The 13,940-nt window shown below is 70.4% G+C and carries 6 protein-coding genes; 5 read left to right on the top strand and 1 reads right to left on the bottom strand.

Annotation, left to right across the window (positions count from 1 at the left end; translation table 11 throughout):
• From ABZ857_RS42550 to ABZ857_RS42530, 5 genes are all read left to right on the top strand, one after another.
• The coding region (locus ABZ857_RS42550; RefSeq protein ID WP_357056145.1) for a cellulose binding domain-containing protein at nt 1-491 on the top strand (491 nt) is incomplete at its 5' end.
• A gap of 49 nt (nt 492-540) precedes the next feature.
• Nucleotides 541-1,860 (top strand): PHB depolymerase family esterase, encoded by a 1,320-nt coding sequence (locus ABZ857_RS42545; protein WP_357056142.1) that lies wholly within the window; start codon nt 541-543, stop codon nt 1,858-1,860.
• A gap of 9 nt (nt 1,861-1,869) precedes the next feature.
• Nucleotides 1,870-3,960: a family 43 glycosylhydrolase gene (locus ABZ857_RS42540; RefSeq protein WP_357056139.1), complete on the top strand. Its 2,091-nt coding sequence runs from the start codon at nt 1,870-1,872 to the stop codon at nt 3,958-3,960.
• Between the two features lie 264 nt (nt 3,961-4,224).
• Nucleotides 4,225-9,666 (top strand): ThuA domain-containing protein, encoded by a 5,442-nt coding sequence (locus tag ABZ857_RS42535; RefSeq protein ID WP_357056136.1) that lies wholly within the window; start codon nt 4,225-4,227, stop codon nt 9,664-9,666.
• Nucleotides 9,667-9,801: 135 nt separating this feature from the next.
• The gene (locus ABZ857_RS42530) at nt 9,802-13,188 is read left to right on the top strand and encodes a BTAD domain-containing putative transcriptional regulator (RefSeq protein ID WP_357056133.1); all 3,387 of its coding nucleotides are present in this window, start codon (nt 9,802-9,804) and stop codon (nt 13,186-13,188) included.
• Between the two features lie 170 nt (nt 13,189-13,358).
• On the opposite strand, the gene ABZ857_RS42525 is transcribed toward ABZ857_RS42530, so the two are convergent.
• Nucleotides 13,359-13,760 (bottom strand): VOC family protein, encoded by a 402-nt coding sequence (locus ABZ857_RS42525; protein WP_357056130.1) that lies wholly within the window; start codon nt 13,758-13,760, stop codon nt 13,359-13,361.
• Nucleotides 13,761-13,940 lie beyond the last annotated feature (180 nt).

The raw sequence follows: 13,940 nt of genomic DNA, 5'->3' as shown, positions 1-13,940 counted from the left end.
TGATCGACGGCATCCACCCCACCGCGAACGGCTACGACAAGATGGCCGCCGCCTGGTACGCGGCGCTCCAGTCGGTCCCCGGCAGCATCGGCCAGGGCCCCGGCACCAGTCCCAGCCCCTCGCCCAGCCCGTCAGCCAGCCCGTCAGCCAGCCCATCAGCCAGCCCCTCGGCCAGTCCGTCTCCGGGCGGCGCGGGGTGCTCGGCGGCGTACGCCATCGCCGGGCAGTGGGACGGCGGCTTCCAGGCCACGGTGACCGTCACCGCGGGCGCCTCGGCCATCTCCTCCTGGACCGTCGGCTGGCGGTTCGGCAACGGCCAGACGGTCACCCAGTCGTGGAACGCCACGATCAGCACCAGCGGCGCCCAGGTCACCGCCGGCAACGTCGGCTACAACGGCGCGCTCGGCGCGGGCGCGAGCACCCAGTTCGGATTCCTCGGCACCTGGAACGGCGCCAACGGCGTGCCCACGCTGACCTGCACCGCGGGCTGATTCCGTGAGCTGATTCCACGAGCCGGTTCCAGACATGAAAGGAAAGGGCGTGAAACGAAGGCTCAGGGTCGTGCTGGCCGCTGCCGCCCTGCCCCTGGTCGTCGCGAGCACGCTCCTGGCGACCCGGCCCGCCGCGGCCGCCTCGCTTACCCGGGTGACCGGTTTCGGCACCAATCCGACGAACCTGAACATGTACCTCTACGTGCCGGACAGAGTCGCGGCGCGGCCGGCGCTGCTGGTCCTGGTCCACTACTGCACCGGCTCGGCGAGCGGCGTCTTCAACGGCGCCGGGCACGACTTCGTCACCGCGGCCGACCGGTACGGGTACGTCATCGTGGTCCCCGAGGCCACCCGCGACGGGAAGTGCTTCGACGTGTCCACCCCGGCCGCGCTCAGGCGCGACGGCGGCGGCGACTCCACCGGCATCATGTCGATGGTCGCCTACGCCCGCCAGCGCTACAACGTCGACCCGGGACGGATCGTGGTCGCCGGTTTCTCCTCCGGCGCGATGATGACCAACGTCCTGGCCGCCCAATACCCCGACGTGTTCTCGGCCGCCTCGGCCTTCTCCGGCGTTCCCGCCGGATGTTTCGCCACCACCGGCGGATCGCTGTGGAACACCGAATGTGCCCACGGGCAGATCACCAAGACCGCCCAGCAGTGGGGCGACCAGGCACGGGCGATGTATCCGGGATATACGGGCCGCTATCCCCGCATGCAGCTGTGGCACGGCAGCACCGACACCACGCTGGCCTACGCCAACTTCGGCGAGGAGATCAAGCAGTGGACGAACCTGAACGGGGTCAGCCAGACTCCGTCCTTCACCGACAGCCCACGGTCGGGCGTCACCCGCACGCGGTACGGCGGCACGGGTGTCCAGCCCCGGGTCGAGGGGTTCAGCTTCGCCGGGTACGGCCACTCCCTGCCACTGGACGGCATGCTCGGCTACGCCGTCACGTTCCTCGGCCTCGACGGCACCAACGTGACGCCGTCGCCCTCCCCCTCCCCGCGTAGCTCCCCCAGCAGCTCGCCGTCGCCCAGCGGCGGATCGAGCGCCTGCCGCATCAGCGCCACCGTCAACGCCTGGAACAACGGACTGACCGAGAACATCACCATCACCAACACCGGCTCCTCCACCATCAGCGGCTGGTCGCTGGCCTTCACCCTCCCCGGCGGGCAGACCATCACCAACGGGTGGAACGCCACCTACTCCCCCACCAGCGGACAGGTCACGGCGAAGAACGTCAGCTACAACGGCTCGCTGACGCCCGGAGCCTCCACCGAGATCGGATTCCAGGCCACCCACACCGGCAACGCCGCCAAGCCCACCGCGTTCACCCTCAACGGAGCCGTCTGCGCCGTCTCCTGACGAATCCCTGTGACATCCCTCTACCCCCTGGAGATCTTCGTGCGCCTCACTCGACATCGGCGCTGGTTCGCGGCCGGGATGGCCGCGGCGCTGAGCGTCCTCGGAGTCGTGACCGCCGGCTCCGCCCGGGCCGCCGCGGGCTGCCGGGTCACCTACACCGTGACCAACCAGTGGCAGGGCGGCTTCGGCGCCAACGTGGACGTGGTCAACCTGGGTGACCCCGTCAACGGCTGGCGCCTGACCTGGTCGTTCCCCGCCGGGCAGACGATCAGCCAGCTGTGGAACGGCGGCTACACCCAGTCCGGCGCCCAGGTCACGGTGACCAACGCCTCCTACAACGGCGACATCCCCACCGGCGGCAGCGCGTCGTTCGGCTTCAACGGCTCCTGGACCTCGTCCAACCCGGTGCCGACGAGCTTCGCGCTGAACGGCACCACCTGCAGCGGAACCGTCACCAGCCCCTCGGCGAGCCCGAGCAGCAGCCCCAGTGCCAGCCCCAGTGCCAGCCCCAGTGCCAGTCCCAGTGCCAGCCCCTCGGCCTCCCCCTCACCGAGTCCATCACCGAGTCCATCACCGACGGGTGGGCCGTGGCCGCCGTCGTCGACCTACTCCAACCCGGTCTTGTGGGAGGACCTGGCCGACATCGACATCTTCCGGGTGGACGACACCTACTACTACTCGGCCTCCACGATGCACTACTCGCCCGGCGCGCCGATCCTGCGCTCCTACGACCTGGTCAACTGGGAGTACGCCGGCCACTCGGTGCCCAAGCTGGACTTCGGCTCGAAGTACGACCTGAACGGCGGACGCGGCTACGTCAACGGGATCTGGGCGTCGTTCCTGAACTACCGCAAGAGCAACAAGACCTTCTACTGGGGCGGTTGCATCGACTTCAGCAAGACCTACATCTACACCGCCACCTCGGTCGAAGGCCCGTGGAACCGGCACACCACGATCAACAAGTGCTACTACGACGCCGGGCTGCTGGTCGACGACAACGACACGATGTACGTCTCCTACGGCAACACCAACATCAGCGTGGCCCAGCTGTCGGCCGACGGGAAGACCGAGGTCCGCAGCCAGCAGGTGTTCTCCACCCCGTCGAGTGTGGGCACGCTGGAGGGATCGCGGATGTACAAGCGCAACGGCGCCTACTACATCTTCCTGACCCGCCCGGCCAACGGCCAGTATGTGCTGAAGTCCACCAACGGCCCCTTCGGCCCGTACGAGATGCGCCAGGTGCTGCTGAACATGGGCGGCCCGGTCTCCGGCGGCGGGGTGCCGCACCAGGGCGGGCTCGTCCAGACCCAGAACGGCGCCTGGTACTACATGGCCTTCCAGGACGCCTACCCCGGCGGCCGCATCCCCGTCCTGGCCCCCATCACCTGGACCTCCGACGGCTGGCCGACGGTGCAGACCGTGAACGGCGCCTGGGGCGGCTCCTACCCCTATCCGAACGTGCCGCGCCCGCCCCGGCAGGTGAAGTCCCCGACCGGGACCGACACCTTCGCCGGCACCCAGCTCGGGCCGGAGTGGGAGTGGAACCACAACCCCGACACCACCAAGTACAGCGTGAACAACGGGCTGCGGCTGCAGACCGCCACCGTCACCAACGACCTGTACTCGGCCCGCAACACCCTTACCCACCGCATCCTGGGACCGTCCTCGACGGCGACGATCCAGCTGGACTACTCGGCCATGCGCGACGGCGACCGGTCCGGGCTGGCGATGCTGCGTGACTCCTCGGCCTGGATCGGCGTCAGGCGCGACAGCGGCCAGACCCGGGTGGTCGTGACCAACAACCTGACCATGAACAGCAGCTGGCAGACCACGAGCACCGGCACCGAGGTCGCGAGCGCGCCCGTCTCCGGCGGACGGATCTGGCTGCGGGTCAACGCCGACATCCGTCCGGGCACCGGCCGGCAGGCCAGGTTCTCCTACAGCACCGACGGGGTGAACTTCACCGCATTCGGCCCGGCCTTCACGATGGGCAACGCCTGGCAGTTCTTCATGGGCTACCGGTTCGCCATCTTCAACTACGCCACCCAATCGCTGGGCGGCGCGGTCACCGTCAGCCGGTTCGACCTCACCACCCCCTAGCTCCCCTTGAACCCGGCATTCCCGCCCTGTCCGGCGGGGGTGCCGGGTTTCCGCTACTCCGCGGCCCTGCGGTGGACGCACACCCGCACGCCGGTGCCGCTGCTGCGGAGACTGCGCAGTCGTAGCACGTACTTCGTTCTCGAAAAGAACAAAGTGTTGCCGATCCAATTGAAAGGTCTTCACAAATGAGCGAAAGCGGATTACGTTCGCGTCACCGCGGGCAGCCCGCACGGGCCGCCCGTTCACCCCCCACAAGGAGCTGTCTTGGCAGTTCGAAGGCACCTACGCCGGATGGCCGCGGTGGTGTCCCTCTCCCTGGCCCTGCCCGCCGTGCCGGCGGCGGCGCTCGCCCACCAGGGAGACGCGGAGTACAAGGTGCTCGTCTTCTCCAAGACCACCGGCTTCCGGCACGACTCGATCCCGGAAGGCATCGCGGCCGTGCGGAAGCTCGGCGATGAGCACCACTTCGCGGTCGACGCGACCGAGGACAGCGCCCAGTTCACGGACGAGAACCTGGCGCAGTACCAGGCCGTGATCTTCATGTCCACGACCGGTGACCCCCTCGCCACCCAGGAGCAGAAGGACGCCTTCCAGCGCTACATCCAGAAGGGCGGCGGCTTCGTGGGCGTCCACGCCGCCGCCGACGGCGGTTACAACTGGCCGTGGTACGGCAAGCTGGTCGGGGCGTACTTCAAGCAGCACCCGGCGATCCAGCAGGCCACGGTCAAGGTCGAGGACCCGGCGCACCCGTCCACCAAGGACCTGCCGACGACCTGGACCCGTACCGACGAGTGGTACGACTACCAGACCAACCCCCGCGGCACCGTGCACGTGCTGACGTCGATGGACGAGAAGTCCTACTCCGGCGCCACGATGGGCGCCGACCACCCGAACACGTGGTGCCAGGATTTCGAGGGCGGCCGTTCCTGGTACACCGGCCTCGGCCACAGCAAGGAGAGCTTCAGCGAGCCCGGCTTCCTGAAGCTGCTGCTCGGCGGCATCGAGACGGCGTCCGGTGCCGTGCAGGCCGACTGCTCGGCGTCACAGAGCTCCGGCTTCGAGAAGGTCGCCCTCGACACCGACACGTCCAATCCGATGATGATGGACGTCGCCGAGGACGGCCGGGTCTTCTACGTCGACCGGCTCGGCGACGTGAAAATCATCAAGCCCAGCGGCGGCACCGTGCCGGCCGCGCACCTCAACGTGTTCACCGCCAACGAGAGCGGTCTGCTCGGATTGGCGCTGGACGAGGACTTCGACTCCAACCACTGGGTGTACCTCTACTACTCACCCGTCGGGGAGAACGTCGACCGGCTGAGCCGGTTCACGGTGAAGGACGACACCGTGGACCTGTCGACGGAGAAGAAGATCCTCGACGTCCCGGTCCAGCGGGCCGAGTGCTGCCACCACGGCGGCGGCATGCTCATGGACCACAAGACCGGCGACCTGTGGCTGGGCACGGGCGACAACACCAACCCGTTCAACTTCGACGGGTACGCGCCGATCGACGAGCAGTCCGGGCGGGCCAACTGGGACGCGCAGCGCACCTCGGCCAACACCAACAGCCTGAGCGGCAAGCTGCTGCGCATCCACCCCGAAGACGACGGCACCTACACCATCCCGGCCGGCAACCTGTTCACGCCCGGCACGGCGAAGACCAAGCCCGAGATCTACGGCATGGGCTTCCGCAACCCCTTCCGCATCGGCCTCGACCCCAGGACGGGCCGCCCGATGGTCGCCGAGTACGGCCCCGACGCGGGGACCGCGAGCGCCACGCGAGGTCCGGAGAACACGGTCGAGTGGAACCTGGTCACCAAGCCGGGCAACTTCGGCTGGCCGTACTGCGTCGGCGACAACAAGCCGTACGTCGACTACGACTTCGCCACCAGGAAGTCGGGCTCGCCGTTCGACTGCGCGTCGCCGGTCAACGGCTCGCCGAACAACGACGGCCTGACCAACCTGCCGCCGGTGATCCCCGCGACGGTCTGGTACCACTACAACACCGACCCGCAGAACTTCCCCGAGCTCCAGGGCGGCGCGCCGATGGCGGGCCCGGTCTACCACTACGACGCCGATCTGAAGTCGGACGTGAAGTGGCCGGCGTACTGGGACGGCAAGGCCGTCTTCGGTGAGTGGAACACCAACAAGATGTTCTCGTTCCAGCTCGACGAGGACGGCGGCAAACTCGTCGAGATCAACCAGATCCTCGGCTCGCTGAGCTTCAAGAAGCCGATGGACATGAAGTTCGGCCCCGACGGCGCGCTCTACATGATCGAGTGGGGTTCCGGATTCGGCGGAGACAACGCCGACTCCGGCGTCTACCGGGTCGAATACATCAAGGGCAACCGGCCGCCGGTCGCCCGCGTCTCGGCGGACAGGACCGACGGGCCGGTGCCGTTGACCGTCAGGTTCTCCAGCAAGGGCAGCCGGGACCCGGGCAACAAGGCGCTCACCTACGCGTGGGACTTCGACGGCGACGGCACGACCGACTCCACCGAGGCCAACCCCACCTTCACCTACAAAAGGGCAGGCGAGTACAGCGCGGTCCTGACGGTCACCAACGCCGACGGCAGGACCGCCACGGCCGGCGTGACGGTCCAGGCGGGCAACATCAGGCCGAAGGTGACGGTGGAACTGCCGCCGGACGGCGGGTTCTTCGAGTTCGGCGACCAGGTGAAGTACAAGGTCACCGTCACCGACGCCGAGGACGGCACGATCGACTGCGACGAAGTCCAGGTGCAGGCGCTGCTCGGCCACGACACCCACGGCCACCCCCTCGACCAGGCCAAGGGTTGTGAGGGCGTCCTGCAGACCGCCTCGTCGAGCGGCCACGGCGACGCGGACAACCTCTTCTACGTCATCGAGGCCGGCTACACCGACCACGGCGCGGGCGCCGCCAAGCCGCTCACCGGCCGGGGTCAGGTGATCCTGCAGACCAAGCGCAAGCAGGCCGAGTTCTTCGCGGAGACCGGCCGGGTCGCGGACGGCAAGGGCACCGACGCCGCGGGCGTCCAGACGGAGACGACGGGCGACCCGCAGGGCGGCAACCTCAACATCGGGTGGATCGAGGACGGCGACTGGTGGTCGTTCGCCCCGGTGAACCTGTCGAACATCACCGCGATCCGCTTGCGGGCCGCGTCCGCCACCAACGGTGGGACCATTCAGGTCAGGATGGGCGCCCCCGGGACCGGGAAGCTGATCGGCTCGGTCAACGTGCCGGGCACCGGCGGTTGGCAGAACTGGGTCGACGTCACCGTGAACCTGACCGATCCGCCCGCGGAGAGCGGACCGATCTACTTCGTCGCACGCCACCCGGCGGGCGCCGCGGGTGCTTTCGTCAACGTCAACTGGGTCGACTTCCTGGGCAAGGGTGTGACGGAGAACCAGCGCCCGGTCGTGTCCGTGAGCCCCAGCCCGGCGACGGGCGTCGCCCCGCTCCAGGTCGACTTCACGGCGACCGCCTCCGACCCCGACGGCGACACGCCGCTCGCCTACAAGTGGGACTTCGGGGTGGCGGGAGCTCCGCGTCCGACGACCGCCAAGGCGAGCCACACCTACACCGCGCCGGGCACCTACACCGCCGAGGTCACGGTGACCGACGCCAAGGGCGCGACGGCGACCCAGAAGGTCACGATCAAGGTGGACGCGCCGACGATCATGTGTCTCACCGGCCGTTCGGACGACTTCCTCGGGAACCGGCTCGACCGCGACCGCTGGTCGGTCGTCCGGGAGAACCAGGACCTCAGGGTCGCGGACGGCACGCTCGTGATCCCGACGTCGCCCACCGACATCTACGGAGCCGGTGGCGAGGCCCCGAACATCGTCGTGCAGCCGGCGCCGTCGGGCGCGTGGGTGGCCACGGCCAAGGTCACGCTCAGGGCGCTCGACGCGTACCAGCAGGCGGGCCTGGTCCTGTACGGCGACGACGACAACTACGCCAAGATGGTGCTGCAGGCGCGGGGCACCAAGAGCCACGCCGAGCGCATCTTCCAGTTCATCCGCGAGGAGAACGGCAGCCCGAACGAGGTGGCCGCGAGCAACACGGCCAACCTCGGGGATGCCTACCCCGACACCGTGTACGTGCGGTTCGTCAGCGACGGCACCGACCTGAAGGCCTACTACTCGGCGAACGGCGGCACGTTCACCGCCATGCCGGAGACCAAGCCGCTCGCGGGCATCAGGAACGCGAAGATCGGCCTGCTCTCCCTGGCGGGTTCCGGCAACCGCCCGGTGGTGGACGCCCTCTTCGACTGGTTCCACATCACGCCCGACGACAAGGCCACCAGGCCGGGGCCCGACGACGAGTTCGACGGCACCGCCCTCGACGGCTGCCGCTGGGACGCGACCGTTCGCCCCGACGCCTCGGCGGCGCGGGTGACCGGCGGCCGGCTCCAGCTCGACACCACGAAGGGAGACATCCACGGGACCGGCAACAGCGGCCCGAAGAACCTCATCCTGCAGACCGCACCCGACGGCGACTGGACGATCGAGACCAGGATCGACGGCTCGGCCTTCAACGAGCAGTACCACCAGGGCGGTCTGCTCGTCTACGCCGGTGACGACGACTACGTGAAGCTCGACTACGTCACCGACAACACCGCCGGCTCGGCGGTGCAGCGCAGGATCGAGCTGCGCAGCGAGGTCGGCGGCGTCGTGCAGAACCCGCAACCGTCGATCGGCCGGCTCACGCAGGGCGTGTGGTGGCTGCGGCTGGCCAAGGAGGGCGACACCTTCCGCGGCTACTACTCCGTCAACGGCACGGACTGGACCGAGATCGGCGTGAACGGCACGCCGGCCGCGGTCAGGAACAGCGCGGTGGCGAGCGGCGCGAAGGCCGGCCTGTTCACGCTGGGCGCCAACCAGACGGTGTCCAAGACGGCCACGTTCGACTACTTCCACCTGGTCAAGGGCGTCGTCGACGAGACCGCGCCGGTGACGACCGCGACGACTGACCCGGCGCAGCCGGCGAGCGGCTGGTTCACCGGTCCGGTCGCGGTGAAGCTGACCGCCGCCGACGAGCCGAAGGGCAGCGGGGTCGACAGGACCGAGTACTCCCTGGACGGCGGTCCCTGGACGCCGTACGCCCAGGCGGTGCACGTCACGGGTGAGGGGCGGCACGAGCTGCGCTACCGCTCGGCCGACAAGGCGGGCAACGTCGAGGAGACCAAGGCCGCCACGGTCAGGATCGACACCAAGGCGCCGACCGTCGTGGTCTCCGGAGTGGCCGGCGGCCAGAAGTACGGCGACAGCCGGGACCTGCGGATCGGCTGGCAGGCCGTCGACAACGGCTCCGGGATCAAGACGGTCACCGGCACGCTGGACGGCAGGCCGTTCACGGCGGGGACGCTCCAGGCGCTGTACGAGCCGGCCCTGGGCGAGCACACGCTCACCGTCACCGCCGTCGACAACGCCGGCAACCGGACCGTTCAGACGGCGAAGTTCTCCGTCGTCACCTCGACGGACGACATCGCCGCCCTGATCGGCCGCTTCGAGGCCGCGGGGAAGCTCACGGGCAAGAGCGCCCACACGCTCCAGACCAACCTGGCGACCGTCCGCGACGCGGAGAACAAGGACAAGAAGACCGACAAGATCGTGATGGAGCTGGCGAAGTTCAAGGACGTCGCCGGCGACAAGAAGGTCGTCACCGACGTCCAGGTCCGCGCCACGCTCCTGCGGGACGCCGACGCGCTGATCGCCCAGTTCTGATGGCCCAGTCCTGATGCCGCTCCCTTTCGACGGAACATCGCATGGCTGATGCCGTATCCGCCCAGAGGCGGACGACTCCCTCCCCTGGCCCGGCGTACGGTGAGGCCCGAAGAAGCCCGAAATTGAGATTTGTTCATGCCAGGATCACGGGGGACAGGGGTGGAGTTCCGGGTTTTCGGCACGGTCGAGGTCTACGACGACAACGGTGTCCCCGTCGACCTCGGCGGGCCACGGCAGCGTACGGTGCTGGCCCGGCTGCTGGTCGCGGGCGGGCGGCTCGTCCCCCGGGACACGCTCATCGAGGACGTGTACGACGGGGAGGCCCCGCCGAGCGCGGTGTCCACCCTCCAGTCGTACGTGTCGCATCTGCGCCGGGCGATCGAGCCCGGCCGCGGGCGGGGGCGCCAGTCGCAGGTGCTGGTGGGACGGCCGGCGGGATACCAGCTCACGGCGGCGTGGGTGGACGCGGCGCGGTTCGCCGAGCTGGTGGACGCGGCGGAGTTCCTGCCTCCGGCGCGGGCCCTGGAGTCGGTCCAGGAGGCCCTGAAGCTGTGGCGCGGCACGCCGTACGGGGAGTTCTCCGACGCGCCGTGGGCGCTCGCGGAGGTGAACCGGCTCAGTGAGCTGCGGCTGGTCGCGGTCGAGCGGCGGGCGCAGGCGCTGCTGGACCTGGGGCGCGCGCAGGCGGCGGTCACCGACCTGGAGGTGGAGACGGCCGCGAACCCGTACCGCGAGCGGCTGTGGCATCTGCGCGCGCTGGCGTTGTACCGCACCGGCCGCCAGGCGGACGCGCTCGCTCTTCTCCGGCAGGTGGCGAGGCTGCTGTCCGACGAGCTGGGCCTCGAGCCGGGGCCTGAGCTGCGGGCCCTGGAAGGCGAGATCCTCCGGCAGGCCGAGTCGCAGGAGCGGGTGGCCGTACGGCTGCTGCCCGCCGCGGTCTGCCCGACCGGGCTGTGGGGACGCGACAGGGAGCTGGCGGAGTTGGGTGCGCTGGCCGACGCGGGCGAGGTCACGGTCGCCGCGGTGAGCGGTGAGCCGGGGATCGGCAAGACCCGGCTGCTGGAGGCCCTGGCGGACCGCTGCGGCGAACTCGGCCGCCTGGTGCTGTGGGGGCGCTGTCATGACGGCAGGGGCACCCCGTCGCTGTGGCCGTGGCGGCAGGCGCTGGGCGAGCTGGCGCCCCACTGCGCGCCCGTGGACCGCGAGGCGCTGGCGGGTCTGCTCGACGACGAGACGCCTGCCGGTCCGGCGGACGAGGCGTTGTGGCGCCGCTCTCACGCCGTCGCGCGCTGGCTGGCCGACGCGGCGCGGGCCCGGCCGCTCGTCGTGCTCCTGGACGATCTGCAGTGGGCCGATCCCGCGTCGCTCGAGCTGCTGCGCGACGTCGTGGCGCTGGTGCGCGGGATGGCGGCGGGCGTCCCGCTGTCGCTGGTGACGGCCTTCCGTGAAGGCCACCCGGGGCGCGGGGCCGAGCCGATCGAGGACATGCTCGCGGGCGCCGCCGGCTACCACCTGGCCCGCGTCCGGCTGTCGGGCGTGGACGCCGAGGCGGTGCGCGCCATCGCGAAGGAACTGGAGGCGGACATCGGCGAGCCGGAGATGGACCGGTTGACGGACCGCACCGGCGGCAACCCCTTCTTCGTCCGGGAGAGCGTCCGCCTGCTGACGCAGGGGGGCGGGCTCGACGACGTCCCCGGCGCGGTGGCCGAGCTGGTGCGCCGCCGGGTGGCGGCGCTGGGGCCGGAGGCGGCGGAGGCGCTGCGGGTCGCCGCGGTCGTCGGCCGGGAGTTCGACCCCGCGGTGGTCTCCGAGGTGTGCCGCGCCCCCGTCTACGAGGCGCTCGACAGGGCGGTCCGGGCCGGTCTGGTCACGGCCGGCGAGGGCCGCCGTTCCCTCACCCACGCCTTCACACACTCCTTCGCCCACGCCTTCACACACTCCTTCACACACGCCTTCACACACGACATGGTGCGGGAGACGCTGGTCGCGGACCTGCCGCCCCTGCGCAAGGCCGTCGTCCATCGCGACGTCATGACCGCCCTGTCCGCGCGCCCCTCCACGGACGTGTCCGTCATCGCCCATCACGCGATCGCGGCGGGCCCCGCGGCCTACGAGCAGGCCGCCACATGGGCGGTGGCCGCCGCCGAGCAGGCCGGCCGGCGGCTCGCCTACCGGGAGGCGGCGTCCTGGTGGGAGGAGGCCGTCCGGGCCCACGGGGCCACGGCCAGCGATCCCGGCAGGCACGTGGACCTGCTGCTGCGCCAGGTCGGGGCGCTGCTGGAGGCGGGCGACCTGATCGGGGCGCGGCGGGTCAGGGCCGAGGCCCTGCGCGTGGCGGACCGGGCTGCGGACCGGGCCGCGGACCGCCCGGAGCTGGCCGCCCGCGCGCTGACCGCGCTCGACGCCCCCGCCCTGTGGACGCTGCGCGACCCCTGCGAGGCGGCCGGGCCGCGCCTGGCCCGCCGTTTCGAGACCGCGCTGCGCGAGCTTCCGGGCGAGGATGTGCCGATGCGCGCCCGGTTGCTGGCCGGGCTGGCCCAGGAGCTGTACGACGGGAGCGGCGACCCGCGCTGCGACCTGCTGTCCGCCGAGGCCGTGGAGACGGCACGCACCCTCGGCGACTCCCACCTGCTCATGCGCATGCTCAACGCGCGCTATCTGTCGCTGCCGCAGCCCCAGCGCGGGCCGGAGATGGAGAGGATCGCCGAGGAGCTGCGGCACCTGGCCGCGACCGTGCGGGCGCCCGCGTTCGAGCTGCTCGCGCAGATGATGCACACCCACAACCGGCTGGAGAGCTTCGACATCGCCGCGGCCGACCGGGCGGCGGCCCGGTGCGAGGAACTGCTGGAGCGGCTGTCTCCGCCCTGGCCCCGTCTGCAGCACACCCTGTGGCAGGCCAACCGGCTCTCCCTCGACGGCCGGTTCGACGCCGCCGAGGCCGTGTACGGCGAGGCCGACCGTCAGGCCGAGCAGATCGGGATGTGGCACGCCCGGAGGATCGTGGCCACGGCGCGGCTCACCGTCGGCTACACCAGTGACACCATGGGGTCCGCCGGGCCGCTGATCGACATGGTCAGCGACATGCACCCCAGCTTCGTGCACTGCGCCCGGATCCTGCACCTGCTCGCGCGAGGGCGGCACGAGGAGGCATACCGGCTCGTGGCCGAAGGCTGGCCGGCGCCGCCCTCCGACGCGTCCTGGGGGCCCATCAGGTGTCTGCAGGCCGCGGCGACGGCGGCGGTCGGCGACCTCGACGCCTGCCGTGCCGCTCACGCCGATCTGCTGCCGTACAGCGGGCGGATCGCGGTGGGGTACGGGATCGCCGGGCTGGGGCCGGTCGACTGGTACCTGTACCTGCTCGCCTCCGCACTGGACGACCCAGGGATGGCCGCCCGGCACCTGCGGACGCTGGAACGGCTCGCGGAGCGCAACGGGCTGCGCTGGTGGCGCGACCGGGCGAGGGCGGTGCTGCGCACGCTCTCCCCGCTCGCCCACGCCCGTCCGGTCCTGGCGGCCGGTTGAGTACTCAGCCGGGCGAAGACCCAGGGCACGTGAGACGACGGTCTCGGCGGGCCTGCCGAGCACCCGTTCGAGGTCGTCGGTCCGCTGTTCCAGCATCCCCGCGCGGACCTGGGCGTTGATCCAGCTCATCGGGCCCGGCCGTCTCCACCCTGCCACTGGTTTTCGAGCCCTCATTCCTCCTTGTCCTGGGGATACCAGCGCAGCTCGATGACGTTGCCGTCGGGGTCCTTCACGTAGACCGAGGTGGCGACGCCACGCGCGCCGAACCGGGGACCGGGTCCGTCGATGACGGTGAGGACGCCGGAGTCGATGACGTCCTGCCAGTCCAGCGGCTCGACGACCAGGCAGAAGTGGTCGACGTTCGGCTCGCCGCGGTCGCCGCGCAGCAGGTCGATGATGGTGTCGGGCGACACCCGCACCGAGGGGAACGGCGCCTTGCCCGCCCGCCACTCGCCGACCCGCACCGGCTCCAGGCCGAGGACGTCACAGTAGAACGCCAGCGACCGCTCGACGTCCTCCACGGTCAGCACCAGATGGTCGAAGCCCTTGACCCGAATGTTCGTTGTGCTCATGGATCCAACGATGCACCGGTCCGCGTTCGGTCCTCCGCGTGCCGTATCCGAAAAGGTGGTATCCGCCCTTTAGGATCATCCGTAAATCCGTGGCCCCCTGCACGGCTCCCGGAGTTCACGCACGGTTCAGCCGGTCTCGCAAAGGTGCCTTTCGTAGCCGGAGCCGGCTTTCCGGCGGGA

The sequence above is a fragment of the Microbispora sp. NPDC046933 genome (genome assembly GCF_040644635.1).
GTDB lineage: Bacteria > Actinomycetota > Actinomycetes > Streptosporangiales > Streptosporangiaceae > Microbispora.
This window is presented reverse-complemented; position numbering and strand designations above follow the sequence as displayed.